16 protein-coding genes, 1 rRNA gene and 1 pseudogene (1 of these 18 cut by a window edge) are annotated in these 23004 nt (G+C 66.1%); 11 read left to right on the top strand and 7 right to left on the bottom strand.

The genetic code is table 11. The features are described from left to right. Nucleotides 1-316: ribosomal RNA gene (locus AC4QBL_RS14920) — 16S ribosomal RNA — on the bottom strand; it reaches 1217 nt to the left of the window's first position. Between the two features lie 660 nt (nt 317-976). Here AC4QBL_RS14920 and AC4QBL_RS14925 point away from each other — a divergent pair. After that, nucleotides 977-2890 (top strand): ATP-binding cassette domain-containing protein, encoded by a 1914-nt coding sequence (locus AC4QBL_RS14925; protein ID WP_472901636.1) that lies wholly within the window; start codon nt 977-979, stop codon nt 2888-2890. Between the two features lie 51 nt (nt 2891-2941). Continuing rightward, nucleotides 2942-5167: an ATP-binding protein gene (locus tag AC4QBL_RS14930; protein ID WP_472901635.1), complete on the top strand. Its 2226-nt coding sequence runs from the start codon at nt 2942-2944 to the stop codon at nt 5165-5167. A 122-nt stretch (nt 5168-5289) separates the two neighbouring features. Here AC4QBL_RS14930 and AC4QBL_RS14935 read toward each other — a convergent pair whose 3' ends face one another. Then, nucleotides 5290-6774, bottom strand: a complete 1485-nt coding sequence (locus AC4QBL_RS14935; RefSeq protein WP_472901634.1) for an aminotransferase-like domain-containing protein — start codon at nt 6772-6774, stop codon at nt 5290-5292. Nucleotides 6775-6933: 159 nt separating this feature from the next. Here AC4QBL_RS14935 and AC4QBL_RS14940 point away from each other — a divergent pair, with 159 nt between their 5' ends. The 6 genes and pseudogenes from AC4QBL_RS14940 to AC4QBL_RS14965 all read left to right on the top strand — a co-directional run bounded on the left by AC4QBL_RS14940 (nt 6934) and on the right by AC4QBL_RS14965 (nt 12478). Beyond that, nucleotides 6934-7596: a LysE family translocator gene (locus AC4QBL_RS14940; protein WP_472908126.1), complete on the top strand. Its 663-nt coding sequence runs from the start codon at nt 6934-6936 to the stop codon at nt 7594-7596. Further along, a pseudogene (locus AC4QBL_RS14945) lies at nt 7593-8557 on the top strand (DMT family transporter). Before AC4QBL_RS14940 ends, AC4QBL_RS14945 begins: the two are co-directional and overlap by 4 nt. Next, nucleotides 8554-9819: an aminotransferase-like domain-containing protein gene (locus AC4QBL_RS14950; RefSeq protein WP_472908125.1), complete on the top strand. Its 1266-nt coding sequence runs from the start codon at nt 8554-8556 to the stop codon at nt 9817-9819. The pseudogene AC4QBL_RS14945 and the gene AC4QBL_RS14950 overlap by 4 nt, the downstream one beginning before the upstream one ends. A gap of 115 nt (nt 9820-9934) precedes the next feature. Then, the gene (locus tag AC4QBL_RS14955) at nt 9935-10792 is read left to right on the top strand and encodes a PhzF family phenazine biosynthesis protein (protein ID WP_472908124.1); all 858 of its coding nucleotides are present in this window, start codon (nt 9935-9937) and stop codon (nt 10790-10792) included. Beyond that, a complete protein-coding gene (locus AC4QBL_RS14960; RefSeq protein WP_472908123.1) occupies nt 10789-11484 on the top strand; it encodes a VOC family protein in 696 nt (231 codons plus the stop codon). The genes AC4QBL_RS14955 and AC4QBL_RS14960 overlap by 4 nt, the downstream gene beginning before the upstream one ends. Before the next feature lie 16 nt (nt 11485-11500). Beyond that, the gene (locus AC4QBL_RS14965; RefSeq protein ID WP_472901628.1) at nt 11501-12478 is read left to right on the top strand and encodes a threonine dehydratase; all 978 of its coding nucleotides are present in this window, start codon (nt 11501-11503) and stop codon (nt 12476-12478) included. A 50-nt stretch (nt 12479-12528) separates the two neighbouring features. Here the strand turns inward: AC4QBL_RS14965 and AC4QBL_RS14970 are convergent, their stop codons facing one another. Next, entirely contained in the window at nt 12529-14868 is a 2340-nt protein-coding gene (locus AC4QBL_RS14970; RefSeq protein WP_472908122.1) for a hybrid sensor histidine kinase/response regulator, read from the bottom strand. Between the two features lie 201 nt (nt 14869-15069). Here AC4QBL_RS14970 and AC4QBL_RS14975 point away from each other — a divergent pair, with 201 nt between their 5' ends. Beyond that, entirely contained in the window at nt 15070-15741 is a 672-nt protein-coding gene (locus tag AC4QBL_RS14975; protein ID WP_472901626.1) for a histidine phosphatase family protein, read from the top strand. A gap of 236 nt (nt 15742-15977) precedes the next feature. Here AC4QBL_RS14975 and AC4QBL_RS14980 read toward each other — a convergent pair whose 3' ends face one another. Further along, entirely contained in the window at nt 15978-16820 is an 843-nt protein-coding gene (locus AC4QBL_RS14980; protein WP_472901625.1) for a creatininase family protein, read from the bottom strand. 133 nt (nt 16821-16953) lie between these two features. On the opposite strand from AC4QBL_RS14980, the gene AC4QBL_RS14985 reads away from it, so the two are divergent. Beyond that, on the top strand, nt 16954-19215 hold the full coding sequence (locus tag AC4QBL_RS14985; protein WP_472908121.1) for a xanthine dehydrogenase family protein molybdopterin-binding subunit: 2262 nt from the start codon (nt 16954-16956) through the stop codon (nt 19213-19215). Nucleotides 19216-19243: 28 nt separating this feature from the next. Further along, nucleotides 19244-19699 carry a (2Fe-2S)-binding protein gene (locus AC4QBL_RS14990; RefSeq protein WP_472908120.1) on the top strand — a complete coding sequence of 152 codons (456 nt, stop codon included), beginning with the start codon at nt 19244-19246 and terminating at the stop codon, nt 19697-19699. 6 nt (nt 19700-19705) lie between these two features. On the opposite strand, the gene purT is transcribed toward AC4QBL_RS14990, so the two are convergent. The 3 genes from purT to AC4QBL_RS15005 form a co-directional block, all read right to left on the bottom strand. Then, complete coding sequence (purT, locus tag AC4QBL_RS14995) at nt 19706-20932, bottom strand: formate-dependent phosphoribosylglycinamide formyltransferase (RefSeq protein WP_472901622.1); 1227 nt, start codon at nt 20930-20932, stop codon at nt 19706-19708. A gap of 25 nt (nt 20933-20957) precedes the next feature. After that, nucleotides 20958-21839: an archaetidylserine decarboxylase gene (gene asd / locus AC4QBL_RS15000; protein ID WP_472901621.1), complete on the bottom strand. Its 882-nt coding sequence runs from the start codon at nt 21837-21839 to the stop codon at nt 20958-20960. 139 nt (nt 21840-21978) lie between these two features. Next, nucleotides 21979-22923 (bottom strand): hypothetical protein, encoded by a 945-nt coding sequence (locus AC4QBL_RS15005; protein WP_472908119.1) that lies wholly within the window; start codon nt 22921-22923, stop codon nt 21979-21981. Nucleotides 22924-23004: the final 81 nt, after the last annotated feature.

A 23004-nucleotide genomic window follows, 5' to 3' on the forward strand; every position in this document is an offset into this window, starting at 1 on the left:
CAGTTCCAGTGTGGCTGGTCGTCCTCTCAGACCAGCTACAGATCGTCGGCTTGGTGAGCCTTTACCCCACCAACTACCTAATCTGACATCGGCCGCTCCAATCGCGCGAGGCCTTACGGTCCCCCGCTTTCATCCTTAGATCGTATGCGGTATTAGCGCAGCTTTCGCTGCGTTATCCCCCACGACTGGGCACGTTCCGATGCATTACTCACCCGTTCGCCACTCGTCAGCACCTTGCGGCCTGTTACCGTTCGACTTGCATGTGTAAAGCATGCCGCCAGCGTTCAATCTGAGCCAGGATCAAACTCTTTAGTTCGATCTTGAATTTACTCATAAAAACGCAAACGAAGTAAACTTCATTTCTATTTTCATGAACGTTTAAAGTCTTGCGACTTGGACTCCGAAGAATCCGTTTTTGCAATCGCCTTCAAACGCCCACGCTTATCGGCTGTATATTTTTAATGATCCAACAAACTCAGCAGCACTTGCCACCTCATCCGTCTTGCTTAGCTGCGATCAGCTGAGCCTCGTATTATGACACAGTTTTTGGTGTCTGGAAAAGTATTTTAGGGTTTTTACCTAGAAGACTCAGCCCACTTCGCAGACTTGGGTTGCTTACCTTGCGGCGATCAGCGAAGCCTTGCAGTATACATCGTTTTTTTCGCGGCGGTCAACAGCTTGGCTAAATTTTTGAAGCGAAGCCGGCTGCACTTCTAGCCATCGCTTTCAAGTGGCCCCGGACGTCAGGCTGGCTAGATAGCCGATTCAGATCTACCCTGCTCGTGCGCCGCACCGAACTTGGCGGCTGTTTGGATGGTAGTCCCTTTCCGCGCAGCTTTGCCCCCCCGCCCTCTCTAGCGGCTCCAACGTATGGCGCGGGCGGGGGAGCACACCAGCTTCTCACAGCGTGTCTGTGCGCTTTCAACGCGTATCGGATGGGCAGGGATAATCGCCAGAACTTTACTCCGGCACTTTCATGGCACTTATCACCCTGCAGAACGCGCAACTGGCCTTTGGCCATGTGGCGCTGCTCGACCACACCGACTTTGCGCTGGAGGCCCAGGAGCGGGTGGGCCTGATTGGCCGCAACGGCACCGGCAAGTCGTCAATGCTCAAGATTTTGGCTGGACTGGAAAAGCCCGATGACGGCACGGTGCAGGTGCAGACCGGTCTGCGAGTGGCCTATGTGCCTCAAGAACCCATATTGGACTTGGACAGCACGGTGTTTGAAGCGGCCAGTGTGGGCCTGGCCGACGCGCGTGCCGCACGCGACCTCTATTTGAGTGGCGCGGACGGGCTGGATCTGGACGCCTTGCAGAACCGCATTGAGGCTCTGGATGCGTGGAACTGGGAGCAACGGGTGGATGAGACGTTGCACCGCCTGCACCTTGAAGGTGATGTGAAGGTGGGCGCGCTTTCGGGTGGTAACAAGAAACGGGTGGCGCTGGCGCAAGCGCTTGTGAGCCGGCCGGACGTGCTGCTGCTGGACGAACCCACCAACCACCTGGACCTGGACAGCATCACCTGGCTGGAGGACTTGCTGCTGGAATACAAGGGCAGCGTGGTGACCATCAGCCACGACCGTGCCTTTCTGGACCGCGTGGCGACCCGCATGATTGAGCTGGACCGGGGCCGGCTGCTGAGCTACCCGGGCAATTTTGCCCAGTACCAATTGCTCAAAGAAGAACAAATGGCGCAGGAAGCGGTAATCAGCGCCCGTGCGGACAAGCTGCTGGCACAGGAAGAGGTGTGGATTCGCCAAGGGGTGGAGGCGCGGCGCACGCGAGCGCAAGGGCGCATTACCCGACTGGAGGCCTTGCGGGCACAACGTGCGCAGCGGCGTGATGCCTTGGGCAGTGTGAAGCTGGAAGTGGCCAGCGGCAGCGCCAGCGGCAAGATTGTGGCGGAGCTGGAGAAGGTGACCAAGTCTTACCCAACGGCAGACGGCGGGCTTCGCACGGTGATCAAGGACTTCTCAGCCACGATTTTGCGCGGCGACAAGATTGGTTTGATTGGACCCAACGGTGCGGGCAAGACGACCTTGCTAAAGATCATTCTGGGTGAACTCGCACCCGACAGCGGCACAGTGCGCCTGGGCAGCAAACAAAACGTGGCCTATTTTGACCAGATGCGCGACCAGATTGACCTGGATGCCACGCTGGAAGATTTCATCAGCCCCGGCAGTGAATGGATCGAGATTGGCAACAAGCGCACCCATGTCAAGAGCTACCTGAGCGACTTCCTGTTTTCACCGGCACGGGCCAATGCGCCGGTGCGCACGCTCTCGGGTGGCGAGCGCAACCGGTTGTTGCTGGCGCGGCTGTTTGCGCGCCCGGCCAACGTATTGGTGCTGGACGAGCCCACCAACGACCTGGACATTGACACCCTGGAGCTGCTGGAAGATTTGTTGCAGCAGTACGAAGGAACGGTGTTCCTGGTCAGCCACGACCGCCGCTTCTTGGACAACGTGGTGACCAGCACGATCGTGAGCGAGGGCGAAGGCCGCTGGCGCGAGTATGTGGGGGATGTGCAGGACTGGCTGACCCAGTCGGCCCGCTCCGAAGCGATGCAGCGCGAGAAAAGCGCCGCCGGCAACACGAATGCCAGCAAGGCTGCCAACACGGCAGCCGTTGCCAGCCCACCCGCAGCCGCACCAGCGCCTGCCCCCAAGAAGAAGCTGAGCTACAAAGAACAGCGTGAATACGACGCGCTGCCGGAGCGCATTGCCAAGCTGGAAGCCGAGCAAGCAGAAATCAACCAGCAGCTCAACAGTGGGCAGCTGTATGCGGCCGATGCGGCACGCGCGGCTCAACTTGGCGCCCGACATGCCGAAATAGAAGGCGAATGGCTGCAAGCCATGGAGCGCTGGGAAGCCTTGGGCGGCAGCTGAAAATCAGCAACCCATCGCGCATCTGGCGACGACCAAAACCACCCGAGCCCCATGACGCCCGACCGCCTTGCGCAAGACCTGCAACGCTCCCTGAACGAGCTTCGGCAGGAGCGCGAGCGCACGCAGCGGCTGATGGCGGAGCTGGATCGGCAAAACGCCGAGCTCGACCGGTTGCGCAGTTCGGTACACCGGGAGTCCAACAGCCGCCTGCTGGCCGAAGAGGCGCTGGACGAGACCCGCGACCGGCTGCAACTGGCCGTGGACGCGGCCGGTCTGGCCTTGTGGGACTGGCAACTGCCCGCCAAGCAGGTGTTTTTGACCGCCCGCTGGGGTGAAATGGTGGGCGACATTGCCATGGACGCCTATTGGGATGTGGCCGACCTGACAGCCCGCGTGCACCCGGACGACGTGCCCGCCATGCAGGCGCACCAGGCCGCGCTGCTCAGCGGGGCGACCCAGCGCGCGGTGATTCAACACCGCACCCGAACGCCCGACGGCTGGCTTTGGATTGAGAGCCACGCGATGGTGGCCGAGCATGACAGCCAGGGCAAACCCCTGCGGCTCATGGGCACGCTGGCCGACGTCAGCGAACGCCAACAGGCGCAACAAGACAGCAACCGTGCGCGCGAACTGGCCGAGCAAGCCAGCCGCGCAAAAAGCGAATTTCTCGCCAACATCAGCCACGAGGTGCGCACACCGTTGAATGCGCTGATGGGCCTGACCCGCATGTTGATGGACTCGCCGCTCAACGTCGAGCAAACGAGCTGGCTGAACCTGATGGACAGTTCGGCGCATGCCCTGCTGGCCTTGCTCAACGACATCCTGGACCTGTCGCGTATCGAAGCCGGCAAGCTCGACGTGGAGAACGTGCGCTTCAACCTGCGCCGCACCATTGAAGAAGCCGTGGGCCCCTACGCCGAGCAGGCGCGCAGCAAGCCGCTGGACTGGCAACTGGTGCTGCCGCCCGATTTGCCACAGGCCGTCATGGGCGACCCCGGGCGGTTGCGCCAGGTGCTGGGCAATTTGATATCCAACGCCCTCAAGTTCACGCCGCGCGGTGGCCGCATCACGGTGCAAGCCGCCGTGGTGCCGGCCGCATCCGGGCAGCCGGCCAGCCTGAAACTGCAGGTGCAGGACAGCGGCGTGGGCATTGCCAAAAAACACCAGGCGGGGATTTTTGACGCCTTCACCCAGGCCGACGCCTCGACCGCGCGCCGTTATGGCGGCAGCGGGCTGGGCCTGGCCATTTGTGCCCGCCTGGCGCGCCTGATGGGGGGCGAAATTGCACTAACCAGCGAGCTCGGCCAAGGCAGCACGTTTGCACTCACCCTGCCGCTTCGTTTGGCACCCACGTCAAGCGGTGACGGTCCGCTCAGCGGGCACATGGAGCTGAGCGAGGTGGCGCAGGCTGGGCCGCGCTATGCCGGTCTGGTGGTGCTGCTGGCCGAAGACAACCCGGTGAACGAACTCATGATGCGCCAGCTGCTGCTGCGCCTGGGCTGCACGGTGCGGGTGGCCCGCGGCGGTGCGCAAGCGGTGGCTTTGTGGGACCAAGGCGGCGTTGAGCTTATTTTGATGGACGTGCAGATGCCCGGCATGAGCGGCCTGGAGGCGACGCAAAAAATTCGCGAACTGGAAACGCGCCGTCGTTACAACCGCACGCCCATCGTGGCGGTGACGGCCAACGCCATGAGCGGCGACCGGGAACAGTGCCTGGCTGCGGGCATGGATGGCTACACGCCAAAGCCCGTGAGCCCGCAAGCCCTGATGGCTGAAATGGACCGGGTGCTGAAGCGCCCAGCGGGGCGCTCCCCTGCACCCACAGCGCCTGTGACGGCCGCACCAGCGCCTGCGCCTGCAGCCCCTGAAGCGGCGATGCGCGCCACAGCACGACCTGAAGCCATCGACGTGGACAAGCTGCGGCGCCGGCTGGATGGCGACGAGGCCACCTTGAAACAACTGGCCATCGCTATGCGCAGCGACCTGGCGCAGCGCCAAGCCGAGATGCAGCGTGCGCTGGCGACCCGAGACACGGCAGCGGCGGTGGCCCACGCGCACGGTCTCAAAGGCTCGCTGGGCAGCATGACGGCTGAGCGGGGCGCACGGCTGGCCAAAGGGCTGGAGCTGGCAGCGCGCTCGGGAGACTGGCAGTTGTTTGAACGCGCCCTGCCCCTGCTGCAGGCCGAAGCACGGCAGATTGACCAGTCACTGGCCAAGCTGCTGGCCGACGCTGGCGACGATCTGTTTGACCACCCCGCCTCCAACACCCAGCACTGAACCGGGCCACGGCCGTTGCCCGGCGGGCTGCATGCCCCAGTGCAGGGTCTGGCAAACCCTTTTGAAGGTTCAGGCCGACCGCCTTTGTGGTGAAAGCATGGTCCAGCCAAGTGGGCGGCACCTCAGTGCGCAGCCACCTTTTGGCTGAAAACCGACCAAAAGGCAGCGTCTTGCGTGGTCGCAAAGTTGATGCGCATCAGCGTGCTGGGCGCACGCGCCGCATGAAACAGCGCCCCGGGCGCTATGAGGTAACCCTCGTCGAGCATGCGCTGCGACAAGGCCTCGGTATCGACCCCTGTGTCCACCCAGCCAAACAGGCCCGCCGGCTCCGACACAAAGCGGCAACCCGCCGCCTGCGCCAGGCGCGCGCTGCGGGTGCGCGCCAGGTCGAGCCGGCTGCGGATGCGCTCGGCGTGGCGGCGCAGCTGGCCTTGCTCGATGCAGTGCGCCAGCGCGCGCTCCAGCAGGCTGGGCGTGGTGAGCGTGGTCAGCAGCTTGGTGTCCAGCAGGCGTTCCACCCATTCGGCGGGCGCGGCCAGGTAGCCCACCCGCCAGTTGGGCGCCAGGATCTTGGCAAAGCCGCTCACGTAGATGGTGCGCTGCAAACCGTCGAGCACGCTCATGCGGGTGGCGTGCTCGGGGGCAATGTGGCCGTAGGTGTCGTCTTCCACCACGTAAAAGTCGTGCTGCTGGGCCAGCTGCAACACGCGGTGGGCGCTGGCCGGCGACAGGCTGTAACCGGTGGGGTTGTGCAACACACTCACGCTCACAAACAGCTTGGGCGCATGGGCCTCGCAGTAGCGCGCCATCACCGCCAGGTCGGGCCCGGCCGGGCCGCGCGGCACCGGCAGTATGCGCATGCCCATGGCCGCCAGCCGGGCAAATTCCACCGCCCAGCCGGGCTCTTCCACCATCACGCAATCGCCCGGTTTCAGCAGGGTGCGGCTAACAATGTCCAGCGCGTGGGTGGCGCCCACCGAGGTGATGATCTGCTGCGGGCCCACCGGCAGCCCCATACTTTGCAGCCGGTCGGCCAGCACGCGGCGCAGGTGGCCGTCGCCCAGCGGCTCGCCGTAGCGCAGCGAACTGTCGGCCAGCGCCTGCGGGGTGGTGACGCGGCGCACCGCGGCTTGCAGGAAGGTGGACGCCATCCAGTCGGGCGGAAAGGCGCCCATGCCGGGTTGCGGCCGTGAGCCCGCCGGGTGAAACATGCCGCGAATGAGGGCGGCCGCGTTCACAGGGGCCGCCATGCGCACGGGGGGGTCGGCCGCGCCCGCTGCAGCCGCAAGGGCGCCAGATCGCGCGGCGGGGCTCTCGCGCAGCGGCGCTCGGTCGCGCACAAAAAAACCCCGGTTGCGCTGCGCCAGCACCAGGCCCTGGGCCAGCAAGAGGTCGTAGGCCGCCACCACGGTGGACGGGTTCAACCCGTGCTGGGCGGCACACTGGCGCACGCTGGGCAAACGGGCGCCGGGGGCCAGTAGGCGGTCGCGGATGCGGTCGGCAAAGCGGGCCGCCAACTGCTCAGCCAGCGTTTGGGCCGCCGTGCGCGTGAGGGCGGGCGCACTGGCCAAGGCATCGGACGGGGTTGTTTCGGTGTCAGAAAACATGGCGTTGGCGGTGCGGGTGTATGAGCAAAGCAGCTCACACAGTTTATGAACTGAACCCCTGAACTGTATGGCTTGTGTATGGTTTTGAAAGGATAAAGTGTCTGCCATGCGCTCACAAGCTTTTTCTACCGTCGAACCGACGCCCGTGCAGGGCCTGGCATGAACGCCGCCGAATTCAGCGCGCTGCTGGTGCTGGCCACGGCCACCAGCTTCACACCCGGGCCCAACACCACGCTGTCCACCGCGCTCGCGGCCAACTTCGGACTTCGCCGCGCCATGCGTTTTGTGTGCGCCGTGCCGGTGGGCTGGGGCCTGCTGTTTGCCCTGTGCGCGGGCGGCGTGGGCGCGCTGGTGGTGGCGCTGCCGCTGTTGCGCTGGAGCATTTTGCTGGGCGGCGTGGGCTATTTGCTGTGGCTGGCCTGGCGGCTTTCCGGCAGCCGCAACCTGAGCGCGGTGAACGCGGCGCGGCTGAACGTGACCTTCACCCAAGGCGTGATGCTGCAATTTTTGAACATCAAGGCCTGGATGCTGGCGCTGTCCATCGTCGCGGGCTGGGTGGCGGGCCGGCCCGACGCGGCCGAGCGCTTCGTGCAGGTGCTGCCGGTGTTGCTGGCCTACGCATTTTTCAGCAACCTCACCTACGCCACGGTGGGCTCGCTGCTGCGCCACTGGCTGGCCGGGCCGGTGGTGGACGGGCAGCCCACCGGCGGGCGGCTGCTGGTGTTCAACCGCTGCATGGCGCTGGCCCTGGTGCTCACCGCGGCCTGGATGCTGAGCACCGGGCTGGGCCTGGCAGGCAGCGCCGCTGGAGGCTTGCAATGACCACCGGCGTGAGCCTGCTGGCGGCGCAAGACCAGCGCGACCAAACCCTGGGCCTGTGGCTGGGCCTGGTGGGCGTGGTGGTGTTCGGCTCACCCTGCCCATGACGCGGCTGGCCACCGGCACCGCTGACGCGCCGCAGCTTTCGCCCTGGTTTGTCACCTGGGGCCGCGCGGCACTGGCCGGGGGCTTGTCCATCATCTACTTGCTGGCCACGCGCTCGCCCCTGCCGGCACCGCAGCACCGCAAGCCGCTGGCGCTCTCGCTGCTGGGCAACGCCATTGGCTACCCGCTGCTGCTGGGCTGGGCACTGCGCTACGTCACCGCGAGCCACGCCGCCGTCATCACCGCCCTGCTACCGCTGGCCACCGCTGCTGCTGCGGCTTGGCTGCTGCACCAGCGCGCGCGCCTGGGCTTCTGGCTGTTTGCCGGGCTGGGCAGCCTGCTGGTGGCCGCCTATAGCGTGTTGCGCGCCTGGCAGCAAGGGCACGGTTTTGGCCTGGCCTGGGCCGACCTGCTGCTGGTGGGCGCCGTGCTGGCGGCTTCGGTGGGTTATGTGGCGGGCGCCAAGGTCACGCCAGCACTGGGCGCCGAGCGGGTGATCAGCTGGGTCTGCGTGATGGCCCTGCCCATCACCGTGCCAGGCGCCCTGCTGACCTGGCCAGAGCAAGCCGTGAACGCCTCAGCCTGGCTGGCGCTGGTGTATGTGGGCGTGTTTTCCATGTGGGCCGGTTTTTTTGCCTGGTTTCGCGGCCTGGCGCTGGGCGGCGCGCTGCGGGTGAGCCAGCTGCAGTTGCTGCAACCTTTCGTCAGCATCGTGGCCGCCGTGCCGCTGCTGGGAGAATCACTGGACCTCACCACCCTGGGCTTTGCCCTGGCCGTGGTGGCCACCGTTTTTATGGGGCGCCGCATGGCCGCGCCCGCCACTTCATCAACACCCCAACCCCACAAGGAAGCACCATGAGCCACAGCCCCTGGACCCTGGCCCAGCGCGCCCACAAAATGAACCCGTCGGTGATCCGCGAGATCCTGAAGGTGACCGAAAAGCCCGGCATCATCAGTTTTGCGGGCGGCTTGCCGTCCACCGAAACCTTTCCGGTAGACGCGTTTGCCGAGGCCTGCGAGCGGGTGCTGCACGGCCACGGCCTGGAAAGCGGGCGCGCCTCGCTGCAATACGCCGCCAGCGAGGGCTTTGCGCCGCTGCGCGAGTGGGTGGCGGCCAGCCTGCCTTGGGCGGTGGACCCAGCGCAGGTGCTCATCACCACCGGCAGCCAGCAAGGGCTGGACCTGGTGGGCAAGGTGCTGATTGACGCGGGCAGCCGCGTGCTGGTGGAAACGCCCACCTACCTGGGCGCGCTGCAGGCGTTTTCGCCCATGGAGCCGGTGATTGAAGGCGTGGCCAGCGACGACGGCGGTGTGGACGTGGCTGCGCTGCTGGAACAGCTGGGCGCAGGCGCTGACCACCCGGAGAGCCTGGAGCGCCGGCGCTTGCTGACGCTGGACCTGGACCCGGTGGCCAACCCGCAGGCCGCGCCGCGTTTTCTGTATGTGTTGCCCAACTTCCAGAACCCCACCGGTCGCAGCATGGACCTGGCCCGGCGCCAGGCCCTGGTGGACGCCGCCGCCCGGCTGGGCCTGCCGCTGGTGGAAGACAACCCCTACGGCGACCTGTGGTTTGACCAGCCCCCGCCGACACCGCTGACCGCACTGAACCCCGACGGCTGTATTTACCTGGGTTCGTTTTCGAAAATTCTGGCACCGGGTTTGCGCCTCGGTTTTCTGGTGGCGCCCGCCAGCGTGTACCCCAAGCTGCTGCAAGCCAAGCAAGCGGCCGACCTACACAGCCCCAGCTTCAACCAGCGCGTGGTGGCCGAGGTCATCAAAGACGGTTTTCTGGAGCGCCACATACCCACCATCCGCGCGCTGTACAAGCGCCAGTGCCACGCCATGCTGGACGCCCTGAAGTCCGAAATGGCCGGCCTGGACGTGCAGTGGAACGAGCCCGACGGCGGCATGTTTCTGTGGGTGCGCCTGCCCGAAGGCATGAACGCCATTGAGCTGCTGCCCAAGGCGGTGGAGCAGAACGTGGCCTTTGTGCCCGGCAGCGCGTTTTACGCCGACCACGCCGACCCGCGCACCCTGCGACTGAGCTTCGTCACCGCCAACGTGGAGCAAATTCGCACCGGCATTGCGGCGCTGGCCCGGGCCATCCGCTCCAGCCACTGACCGCAAACGCAAACGCAAACGCAAACGCAAACGCAAACGCAACTGCAACTGCAACTGCAACTGCAACTGCAACTGCAACTGCAACTGCAACTGCAACTGCAACTGCAAAAGGCCCATGCCACCAACATCCAGACCCTTCAAACAGGTGGACGTGTTCACCGCCACACCCTACCGAGGCAACCCGCTGGCGGTGGTGCTCGACGGCAACGGACTCAGCACCGAGGCCATGCAGCACTTCACCAACTGGACCAACCTGTCAGAGTGCACCTTTGTGTTGCCGCCCACGCCCGAAGGCCGCGCCAGCGGGGCCGACTACCGCGTGCGCATTTTCTGCCCCGGGCGCGAGCTGCCGTTTGCCGGCCACCCCACGCTGGGCACTTGCCACGCGTGGCTGGAAGCCGGCGGCGTGCCGCAGGCGAAACACGTGGTACAGGAATGCGGCGTGGGCCTGGTGAAGATCCAGCGCGAGGGCGAGCAGCTGGCCTTCGCGGCGCCACCGCTGATCAAAAGCGGCCCATTGGACGAAGCGGATGTGGCGCTGATCGCTCGCGGTCTGGGTGTGGCGCGCAGCGACATCGTGGCGCACAGCTGGTGCGACAACGGGCCGAACTGGCGCGGCGTGATGCTCAAGAGCGCCGAGCAGGTGCTGGCGCTCAAGCCCGATGGGGCGGTGCTGGCCGGGCTGGACATTGGCGTGGTGGGGCCACACCCTGCGGGGTGCGACGCAGCGTTTGAAGTGCGCGCCTTTTTCCCCGGCAACAACGGCCTGCGCGAAGACCCCGTCACCGGCAGCCTGAACGCCGCGCTGGGCCAGTGGCTGATCGGCGCCGGCCTGGCGCCCGAGCGCTACGTGGCCGCGCAAGGCACGGCGCTGGCTCGCGAAGGCCGGGTGTTCATCGAACGCGATGCCCGTGGCACCGTCTGGGTCGGTGGCACCAGCGTGACCTGCATCGACGGCACGGTGCGCCTGTGACCACGCCGCAGCCCCCACAGATCGACCACCTGGTGGTGGCCGCGCGCACGCTGGATGAAGGCGCGGCCTGGTGCGAGGCCACGCTGGGCGTGGTGCCGGGTCCGGGTGGTGAGCACGCGCTGTTCGGCACCCACAACCGGCTGTTGCGGCTGGCCTGCGCCGAGGCCCCGCGCGCCTACCTGGAAATCATCGCCATCAACCCGCAGGCCACACCCACGCGCCCCGCCGGGCTCAAGCGGTGGTTCGATCTGGACGACCCGGCCCTGCAGGCGCGGCTGGCTGAGCACGGCCCGCAACTGGTGCACTGGGTGGCCAGCGTGCCCGACATTGATGCGGCCACCGCCGGTCTGCGCAGCCTGGGCATTCACCGCGGCCCGGTGATCGGCGCGTCGCGCCCCACACCCGCCGGCCTGCTGCAATGGCGCATCAGCGTGCGCGACGACGGGCAGCGCCTGTTCGGCGGCGCGTTGCCCACGCTGATTCAGTGGGGCGACACCCACCCGGCCGACGCCATGCCCACCAGCGGGCTCGCGCTGCAAAGCCTCACGCTCAGCCACCCCGATGCGACGGAGCTGCAACAGGCGCTTGGCGCCGTCGGGCTGGACACCTTCGCGGTGAAGTCCGGCCCGGCAGGGCTCACCGCGCGCCTCGAGACCCCCCAAGGCCCGCGCCTCCTAAGCTCGACCTTCTGACCCACCGGACCATTGCATGCCCCTCCAGCTGCCCAACCTGCAAGACATCGAAGCCGCCGCCCAGGTGGTCTACCAATCGTTTCAGGCCACACCGCAATACCGCTGGGGCACGCTCAGCCAGCGCCTGGGCACGGACTGCTGGGTGAAGCACGAAAACCACACGCCGGTGGGCGCGTTCAAGATCCGCGGCGGCCTGACGTATTTCGACCAGCTCCGACAACGCGGCGCGATGCCGCGCGAAGTGATCAGCGCCACCCGCGGCAACCACGGCCAAAGCATGGGCTGGGCGGCGCGCGCGCACGGTGTGGCGTGTTCCATCGTGGTACCGCAGGGCAATTCGGCCGAAAAGAACGACGCCATGCGCGCGCTCGGCGTGCAGCTGATCGAGCACGGTGAAGACTTCCAGGCCGCCCGCGAACACGCGATGCACCTGGCCGACGAGCGCGGCGCGCACATGGTGCCGAGCTATCACAAGGACCTGCTGCGCGGCGTGAGCACGTATTGGTGGGAGTTCTTCAAGGCCGTGCCGCAGCTCGATGTGGTTTACGTGCCCATCGGCCAGGGCTCGGGCGCGTGCTCGGCCATCGCAGCCAAGCGGGCGCTGGGGCACCCGGCGCGCATCGTCGGCGTGGTCAGCGCGCACGCCACCACCTACGCCGATTCGATCGCGGCGGGCCGCGTGGTCGAAGCGCCGGTCACCACCGCGCTGGCCGACGGCATGGCCTGCCGCGTGGCCGATGCGGCGGCGCTGGCCGTGCTGATGCCGCATCTGGACCATGTGGTGAAGGTCAGCGACACCGAAGTGGCTCAAGCCATGCGCTGGCTGTTTGCCGACACCCACAACGTGGCCGAGGGCGCTGGAGCCGCGAGTTTCGCGGCCGCGTGGCAGGAACGGGATCGCCTCAAAGGGCAGGTCGTCGGCACCACCCTGTGCGGCGGCAACGTGGACAGCAGCGTGTTCGCCGAGGTCTTGACGAACACGGGCCACCACTGAGGCTCTGAAACTGAAGAACATGACCCCGCCTGCGGTGCGGGGGTAAAAATTTACTTTGGGGCAGCGACCAGCCGCGCCACCACTTCACAAAAGGCTTCCACCGCATCGGTCTTGAACACCACCTCGCGCACGCCGGCGGCCAGGGCCTGGGACTGCAGTTCGTCGGTGATGTAACCCGAGGCCACGGCCACAGGCAGCGCGGGGCTGAGGGCAAGCACGGCCTTGGCCACGTCCAGGCCCGACATGCCGGGCATGTTGTAGTCCGTCATCAGCAGGTCAAAGCCTTCGGGGTTTTCGCGTACTGCGTCGATGGCCTGCGCCTGGTCGGTGAAGGCGGTGACGCGGTACCCGCGGCGCTCCAGCAGGCGGCGCACCAGAAAGACCAGGGTGTCGTCGTCGTCCAGGTACAGAATGTGTCGCGGCGCCGTCGTCGGGGCATCGGCCATGGTGGGGCTCTCCAGGTGGGCGGGTGCGTGAATAGGGGGGCTTGGGTCGATTGTGCCGTGAACCGCTGGGGCGCTGTCCAAAACCCTGGCAGGGTTGTCTTCCCGAGGTGCGTCCTCCACCACGAAAAACAGCGAAAACGTGGTGCCTAGACCCTCCGCACTCTGGACTTCAATGACGCCGCCCAGCGACTCGACAATGCCCAACACCACCGGCAAGCCCAAGCCCGTACCGCTGCCCATGGGCTTGGTGGTGAAAAACGGTTCAAACATGCGGCTGCTCACGGCCTTGCTCATGCCACTGCCGTTGTCCATTACCTGAATGCGCACGGCGCCTCTGCCTTGCTCGGCAGCCTTGAAGGCGAGCTCGGCGGGCAGTGCCGGGTGGCCAAGGGCCAGGGCGTCCACCCGAAATTCAATGCGTCCGGGTCGACCTTGCAGCGCATACACCGCGTTGGTGCCCAGGTTGAGCAGCACCTGCCCCAGCTGGGTGGCGTCTGCCATGACCGGACCTATGCCCGCCGCACAGCACTGCAACAGCTCCACCTGCGGCGGGATGGCGGCACGCAGCAAGCTGCACGACTCGGCCACCACGTCGGCCACTTGCACCGGCTGGCGCACCATGGGCTGCTGGCGGCTGAAGGCCAGAATCTGCCGCACCAGTTCGCGCCCGCGCCGGGCTGCGGTACTGATCTCGTGCAGGCTTTCGCGCGCGGGAGCGTCGGCCACCAGGTCTTGGCGCGCCAGGTCGGCGTTGCCCAGGATGGCGGCCAAAATATTGTTGAAGTCGTGCGCCACACCGCCGGCCAGCGTGCCGAGGGCTTCCATTTTTTGCGACTGCGAGAGCTGGCTTTGCAGCGCCTTTTGCTGCTCCTGCGCGGCGCGCAGGGAAGAAATGTCCACAAACGTGAGCACCACGTGGCGCAAGCCCCCATGGGCGTCGTTTTCAGGGTGGGCATTGCACAGCGCCCAGCGCACGGGCTCGCCCTCGCCCACCGAAATGCCCAGCACCACACCGCGCAACGGCTGGCCGGTGGCCAGCACCCGTTCAAACGGCATTTCGTGGCGGCGCATGGGCTGGCCGTCTTCGCCCACCATGGTCCAGCGCGGCCCAATGGGTTCGGGCAACGCCGGGTTGGCACCGCCCTCGCCCCAACCCAGAAAGCAGCGCGCCGCGCCGTTGATGTGGGACAGGGTGCTGTCGGGCCGGAACACCATGACACCCGCGCTGAGGTTTTCCACCAGAGCGCGGGAATCGGCCTCCCGGATCTGCAACACCTGGCGGGCCTGGTCGCCGTCGCGCCGCAATCGGTACGCCACCAAGGCGCTGAACAGCACTGCACGCAACAGTTTGGAGAGCAACAACGCAAACAAAAAAGCGGGTGCAACGAGATTCAGGGAAACCCCTTGCGAGCGCAGCGCCATGACCACCACCGCCACCCCGAGTACACCGAGCAACACGCATTCCAGCGCAATCAACAGCTTGAGCATCTGCAGCTCGGGCACACGGCGCTGCGGGTCGCTGCGGGCGATGTCACGCACCGCCAGCAGGCCGACCGCGATCACTGTGACCGAAAACAGCACCTGGCGCCCGGCCACCGAATTCCACACGCTGAACAGCCACACGTTGGCCACGAGCAAGCCCGCCAGACCCGCGATCACCCAGCCCAGCGGCCTGGGCAGCCCCAGGTAACTTCGCAAACCCAGCCAGGTAAAGGCCGCCCCGGCGCACATCACCGTGTTGGCGACGCTGATTGAGAAGAGGTCGTGTCCGTCCGCCCGCAACCAGAGCCCCAAAGAACCCACCATGGTCAGCACCGCCGACGAGGCCCACCAACCCGGCCCACCAATGGCGGGGTAGCGGCGCATGAGCGCAAAGAACGCCACCGCAATCAGCAAGTCCACCGCCAGCCGAACGGCCAAGAGGGTCAGCAAATCAAGCGGCATGGGACAAAGTAACGGCGATCATGATCGTGCATTGAATCACAGGGCTTGGACCGATACCCGCACAAAAGCGCCACAAAGCCCCGCGAGTTCCGCCAACCGCACCCGGCAACGAAGCCTGCAGACGCCTGCGCGACTGCACCGGCGCACGCCAGTCGCTGCGGCGACAAAGCACCGCCACAGCCAGCCCACAGAATGCCGCCCATGGGAACCCTCTACCTTGTGCGCCACGGCCAGGCCTCGTTTGGTGCCGACGACTACGACCAGCTCAGCCCGCTGGGCCAGCGCCAGAGCCTGCAACTGGGCCGCTACTGGGCCGAGCGCGGCGTGCGGTTTGACGCCGTGATCACCGGCACCCTGCGCCGCCATGCCCAGACCTGGGCCGGCATTGCCGAGGGGCTGGGCCACAACACCGAGGCGCTGAGCTGGCCCGGTCTGAACGAATACGACAGCCACGCCGTGATCCACACCGTGCACCCGCACCCGCTGCAAAAGCCCGACACACCCGAGCTGTACCGGCACCACTTCCGGCTGCTGCGCGACGGCCTGGCGCAGTGGATGGCAGGCACCGTGAGCCCGCAAGGCATGCCCAGCTACACCGACTTCGTACACGGCATCACGAGCGCGCTGGACCATGTGCGCGCGCAGCACCACGACCACAAGGTGCTCATCGTGTCCAGCGGCGGGCCTATTGCCACGGCCGTGGGCCATGTGCTGGGGCTGAGCCCAGAGGGCACGATTGAGCTGAACATGCGCATCCGCAACAGCGCGGTGACCGAATTTCAGTTCAACCCCAAGCGCCACACGCTGCTGACCTACAACACTTTGCCGCACCTGGACGCGCCGGCCTTTGCCGACTGGGTCACTTATGCATGACCCCCTGCGCCGCTGACGCGGCTTCCCCCGAGGGGGACGCACCTGGTGGCCCGGCGAAGCCGGTTCCACGGGTGCCCTGGGTGGGGACACGCGCTCCGGTAGCGTATGCAAAGCCCCTGCGCCGCTGACGCGGCTTCCCCCAAGGGGGACGCACCTGGTGGCCCGGCGGAATCGGCTACACGGGTGCCCTGGGTGGATTCACACGGTCCGCAAGCGTGGCAGGTCTCTTTCGCCGCTCAGCTGAAGGCGGTTTTGTCGCTCAGCGTGTCCGGCGGCAGCTGGTCGATCTCGCTGAGCAACTGCGCCAGCGCGCGGCCGGCAGCGTCGAGCACGGCCCTGCCTTTCTCGGCCGTGGCGGCGGCGGCGTTGCCCACCGCGCCGTTGGCGTTGTAGTCTTGCATTTGCCAGCCCAGCTTGGCGCTTTTGCCGTTGCCCAAAATGGGGAAGCGCTCGGCCCGGTCTTGCGAGGTGGACCGAAAATACTCGGCCTGCGCCATGCGAACGCGCGCGGGCGCCAGCGCCAGCATCATCGACGTTTCAATGTCGCCCGCATGAATCCCAAACCGGTGCTCTTCGGCGCTGAACAGGGCGGTCACGTCTTGCCCGTCGGGGCTGCGCAGCGGCAGGTTGAACCAGTTCACGCTGTAGACCAGCATGCCCAGGCGGGCCCGCAGGTCGCGCGCCACCAGATCCATGGCGCCCACCTGGCCACCGTGGGCGTTGAACAGCACCAGTTTGTTCACCCCACTGGCGGCCACACACTCGCCCAACTCGGTCCACACGCGCAACACAGTTTCCGCCTTGAGCGTGAGGGTGCCAGCAAACCGGGCGTGTTCCGGGCTGAAACCCACCGCCTGGGTGGGCAAAAACAGCGCGGGCAGATCGGGTGCCAGATGCGGCAGCGCGGCAGCCATCACGCCGTTGACCAGGTCGGTGTCCACCGACAGCGGCAGGTGCGGGCCGTGCTGTTCGGTGGCGGCCACAGGCAGCACAGCAATGGCGCGGCGGGTGTCCAACGCCGAAAAATCGGCGGTGGTGAGATCGGACCAATAACGGGCTTGAGCGTGCATGGCTGGCATCTTACGCGCGAGGTTTCAGCGCACGCAGGTGGCAGCATCGCAACAATCCCTGTAGGCTCGTGGCCCAGCCGCCTTGGCAGGCACGACCGCCTGGCCCATGCGCCGCACCCACACCCCGCCCACACACCAACCCATGACCACCACCCGTAGAAAATTCATTTTGAGCAGCTTGGCGGCCACCGGCGCGCTGGTGCTGGGCTGGGCCGTGCTGCCACCGCGCCAGCGCCTGCTCACCGACGACCCCCTGCCGCTGCAAGAAGGGCAAGCGGCCTTCAATGGCTGGGTCAAGATCGCGGCGGATGGCACCGTCACGGTGATCATGAGCAAAAGCGAAATGGGCCAGGGCGTGCTGACCTCGCTGTCCATGCTGCTGGCCGACGAACTCGATGCCGACTGGATCCGCGTCACGACCGAGATGGCGCCCATCGACAAGATTTACAACAACATCAGCGCGGTGGTGGACGGCTTGCCGTTTCACCCCGACAGCCAGGGCTTGGTGCGCCGTGCAGCCAGCCACCTCACGGCCAAGGTGGTGAGCCATGTGGGCGTGATGATGACGGGCGGCTCGTCCAGCGTGAAAGACCTCTGGCTGCCCATGCGAGAAGCCGGCGCTGCTGCACGCCAGATGCTGCTGGCAGCGGCGGCGCAGCAGTGGGGCGTGGCGCTGGCCGACTGCCGCACCGAGCGCGGCCAGGTGCTCGGCCCCAGCGGCCAAATTGCGGACTACGGCTCGCTCGTGGCTGCGGCCGCGTTGGTTCCTGTGCCGTCCAGCATCCGGCTGAAAACGCCCGCTGAATTCAAACTCATTGGCCAGCCCATGCACCGGCTGGACAGCCAGGCCAAGATCACGGGCAGCGGGCAATTTGGCATGGACGTGCTACCAGCCGGCCTGCTGTATGCCGCCGTCACCATGTGCCCCACGCTGGGTGGGCGTGTGGCCCGGTTTGACGCTGCCGCCGCCAGCGCAGCGCCCGGCGTGCGCCAGGTGCTGGCGGTGGAGCCGCTGCACGGCGGCACCGGCGGTGTGGCGGTGATCGCCGGCCGGCCGTGGCAGGCCCAGCGCGCACTGGCCGCGGTCGACATCACCTGGGAGCACGGCGCCCTGGCCGGTTTCAACAGCGCCGACGTGATGACCCAGCTGGCCCAGACGCTGGACAGCGGTGCCAAGGGCTTCAGCTACTTCAGCACCGGGGACGTGGACGCGGCACTGCAAGGAGCGGCCCGCACCGTGAGCGCCGAGTACCGCGCGCCCTACCTGGCGCACGCCACCATGGAGCCCATGAACTGCACCGTGCTGCTCAAAGACGGCCAGGCCACGGTGTGGGTGTCCACGCAGGTGCCCAGCATGGCCCGCGACGCGGTGGCGAGCGTGCTGGGCCTGAAACCCGAAGCCGTGACGGTCAACGTGATGCTGCTCGGCGGTGGCTTCGGCCGCCGGCTGGAAGTGGACTTCATTGCCCAGGCCGCGGCCATCGCGCGCGCAGCCGAGGGCTCGCCGGTGCAAACCGTGTGGTCGCGCGAACAGGACATGCAGCACGACTTTTACCGCCCGGCCTGCGTGTCGCGCTTCACCGCCGGGCTGAGCGCCCAAGACCAGTTGCTGGCCTGGAAAAACACCTCGGCGGGCCAGGCCATCATGCCGCAGGTGCTCAAGCGCCAGTTTGGTCTGCCCGGTGGCGGCCCCGACAAAACCAGCGCCGAAGGCGCCTTTGACCAGCCCTACGAATGGCCCGCCGCGCGCATTGCCCACGAGGCGGTGGACCTGCCGCTGCAAGTGGGTTTCTGGCGTGCCGTGGGGCATTCGCACCAGGCGTTTTTCAAAGAGTGCTTTCTGGACGAAGTGGCCCACGCCGCCCAAGCCGACCCGGTGGCCTTTCGGGCCAGCTTGCTGCAGCAGCATCCGCGCCACCTGGCGGTGCTGCAAAAGGTGGCCAGCCTGAGCGGCTGGGGCCAGCCCGCCGCGCCAGGGCGCGCGCGCGGTGTGGCGCTGCACGAGTCGTTTGGCTCGGTGGTGGCGCAAGTGGCCGAGGTGTCCGTGCGGGCCGACAACAGCATCCAGGTGCACCGCGTGTGGTGCGCCATCGACTGCGGCACGCCGGTGAACCCGCAGCTGATCGTGCAGCAACTGGAAAGCGCCATCGTCTTTGGTCTCTCTGCTGCGCTGTACGGGCAGATCGACATCGTCAACGGCCAGGCGCAAGCCAGCAACTTCCACGACCAGGCCGCGCTGCGCATGCACGAATGCCCGACCGTGGCCTGCGCGGTGATGCCCAGCACCGAACCGCCCGAGGGCGTGGGCGAGCCGGGACTGCCGCCGATTGCGCCCGCCGTGGCCAATGCCCTGTTCGCCCTCACCGGCCAGCGCCTGCGCAGCCTGCCGCTGCGGCTGGCCTGAACACCTACCCGCACACCAGAACCCCACCATGACCCCCATTGAACTCAACGGCCAGCACACCCAAGTGGACGTGGAACCCGACGCACCTTTGCTGTGGGTGCTGCGCGCCGAACTGCAACTCACCGGCACCAAATTTGGCTGCGGCATGGCGCTGTGCGGCGCCTGCACGGTGCACCTGGACGGCGTACCCACCCGCTCGTGCGTGACGCCGCTGGGCAGCGCGGCGGGCAAGTCGGTCACCACCATTGAAGGGCTGCAAGGCCCTGTGGCCGACGCGCTGCGCGCAGCCTGGACCGCGCTGGACGTGGTGCAGTGCGGCTACTGCCAGAGCGGCCAACTGATGCAGGCCCACGCCCTGCTCACCACCCACCCGCAACCCACCGACGAGCAGATTGACGACGCCATGAGCGGCATCATCTGCCGCTGCGGCACCTACCCGCGCGTGCGGGCGGCCATCCACCAGGCGGCGGGGCGCAAGGCCTGAGTCGCGTCAGGCCGTGCGCGGCTTGACTTTGCTGGCCGCCAGCTTGGCCTGTGTCCGCGCCACGTCCACGTCGGCGTCGTGCACCAGCGCCACACCCATGCGGCGCTTGGTGAAACTCTCGGGTTTGCCAAACAGGCGCACCTCGCTGTTGGGCACGCGCAAGGCGTCGTCCACGCCGTCAAACACGATGCCGTGCGCGTCCACCCCGCCGTAAATGACGGCGCTGGCGCCCGGGCTCTTCAGCGCCGTGCTCACCGGCAGGCCCAAAATGGCGCGGGCGTGCAGCTCAAATTCGTTTTGCCACTGGGTGATCATGGTCACCATGCCGGTGTCGTGCGGGCGCGGGCTCACCTCGCTGAACCACACCCGATCGCCCTTCACGAACAGCTCCACCCCATACAAGCCCAAGCCCGAGGGCTGGCCATCGTGGCCCACGCCGAGGTTGTCGGTAATGGCCTTGGCCACGCGGCGCGACTCGGCCAGCGCGGCCGGTGTCATGGGGTGCGGCTGCCAGCTTTCCACGTAGTCACCGCTCACCTGCACATGGCCAATGGGGTCGCAAAAATGCGTTTCAATCTCGCCGTTGGCCCCCATGGCACGCACGGTCAGCTGGGTGATTTCGTAATCGAAATCCACAAAGCCTTCCACGATGATGCGGCCCGGCCCCACCCGGCCGCCGGCCATGGCGTAGTCCCAGGCCTTTTGCACATCGGCCGGTCCGTCGATCTTGCTCTGGCCTTTTCCGCTGCTGCTCATGACCGGCTTGACGATGCAGGGGTAGCCAATACCCGCGTCAATGGCCGCCTGCAGCTCTGGCAGAGAATCGCAAAACTGGTACGGGCTGGTGGGCAAACCCAGCGTTTCAGCGGCCAGGCGGCGAATGCCCTCGCGGTCCATCGTCAGGCGGGCAGCCCGTGCGGTAGGCACCACGCGGACCACGCCCGCCGCCTCCAGCGCTTGCAGCACCGGCGTGGCAATGGCCTCAATTTCGGGCACCACCAGGTGCGGGCGCTCGGCTTCAATCAGCGCTTGCAGTTGCGCCGGGTCGCTCATGGTGATGGTGCGCGCATGGTGGGCCACCTGCTGGCCGGGCGCGTGGTCGTAACGGTCGACCGCGATGGTCTCCACACCCAGGCGCTGCAGGGCAATCAACACTTCTTTGCCCAGCTCGCCCGAGCCCAGCAGCATGACCCGGGTGGCCGAAGGTGACAGAGGGGTTCCGATGGTGGTCATGGCCATTCCTTGAAGCTAAAAAATATCAATTCGCTGGTGTGGCTTGCAGCGCCCGGCCCATGGCCTCGCCCATGCGCACACCCTGCCCCGCCATCCACTGCGGGTTGAAGTCGATGGTGTCTTTGGGCCACAGCATGACGACCGTGGAGCCCAGCAAAAAGGTACCCATTTCTTCGCCACGGTGCAGGCGGAACACCTGGTCGTCGTAAGTCCATTCGCGCACCTTGCCCGGGCGCGGCGGGTTCACCACGCCATGCCACACCGTGGCCATGCTGCCCACAATGGTGGCACCCACCAGCGCCAGCACAAACGGCCGGGTGTCCTGGCTGCCGCGGCCACCGTGCGGCACGTCAAACACACACACCACGCGCTCGTTGCGCGCAAACAGCCCCGGCACGCCGCGCGCCGTGGCCGGGTTCACCGAAAACAGCTCGCCGGGCACATGGATCATGCGCCGCAGCCGCGCCTCAGCCGGCATGTGGATGCGGTGGTAGTCCTTGGGGCTCAGGTAAATGGTGGCAAATGCGCCGTCGTCAAACTGCGCCGCCAGTTCGGCATCGCCACCCACCAGCGCCTGCGTGCTGTAGTGGTGGCCCTTGGCCTGAAAGATCTGGTCACGCTGAATCGGCCCGTACTGGCTGATCGCGCCATCCACCGGACACACAAAGTCGGCCCGAGCCAAAGGGCGCACGCCGGGCTTGAGCGAGCGGGTGAAAAATTCGTTGAACGTGGCGTAGCTGCGCGGGTCCGAATTGGCCGCCTCGGCCATGTTCACCCCATAGCGCCGGATGAACCAGGGAATGACATTGCGCACCCACCACGAAGCCCGCGAATTGGCGCACCAGCCTGCAAACACGGTCAGCGCGCGTTTGGGCAGCAGGTATTGGAGAAAAACAGCGAAAGACATGGACACAGACAACAATCCTTGATGGCAATGCTAGGATTATCCCCGGCTGGGCGCTGGTCAGCCAAGGTGGACGGGGCAAAGCAAAAACGCCGCGTAGCGCGGCGTTTTTGCAAGGTCGCTCAGCGCCCAATGGCACGTATTAGACGGGAGCCCAGCGGTGCAGCTCGCTAGTGGCATCCACCACATCGTCACCCGCCAGGAACAAACGGTTGACATACCCCTCGACCTGGAAAGTCGACAGCACGTATCCACCGTGACCATCGGCAATTCTCAGCTGCCCGCCGTTGGGGTAGTTGTAACCCATCGTAATCGGCTGGAGTGTGGACAACCCGTAGGTACTTCCGTTCACACTCAAGGCACCGTCCACATTAAGACTGTCGGGACGTGCAGTGAGGGTGTAGTTGTAGACCAAGCTCTGATCGCCCCGCCGGGCCGTCAGATCCCGGAATACCAGGGTTACGGTATCGGCCTGTGCGGATAGCGCAGCAGCGCCATTAAGCGAGACGTCTGCCACGCTGAAACTGGTGAAAGTCAGGCCAACATTCGCACTGACCACATCGCCATACCGATCAAACTGGATCGCACTCACCCGCAACGCCAAGGTCCCATTCACTGCAGGCTGTCCGCTCGCGAACACACACTGGCTTGCGACCAGCGTCAAAGAGTCCCCGACCGAAATGACTTCGTCGTTATCCGCGTCATTTTCGGTAACACGGAGTGACCCACTGACACAATTTTCGGTGTAGTTATACACAGCCATAGCGGACTCTCTCTGGCCACGCTTCGTGCTGAATTGTCTCAGAGCGAGCGCTGAGATGGGACCCACCTGGCCGGTGCCCAATGCGGCGTAAGGAGAAGTTGGAGTACTACCACCCGTGTCGCTTGCCAGCCCATCGAATGCATCAAAGATCGGCCCTGTGCCGCCAATGCTGGCGACCACATCTTGAGCCACTGCGTCGTAATTGACGCTCGAAAGAGGTACGAGCGCTCTGGCCTCTGAATCGCCACCGTCCCCATCACCCCCTCCACAAGCGGCCAAAGCCAAAACGGTCCCGAATGCAATTGCAATGTTTGTTTTCTTCATGAAAGTCCCTTTTGATAAACGCCGTAACACGGCGTATCCAAGTATGACAGCATTAACCGATAAGCTATTGGACATAGATCA

The organism is Hydrogenophaga sp. L99, from assembly GCF_058731905.1.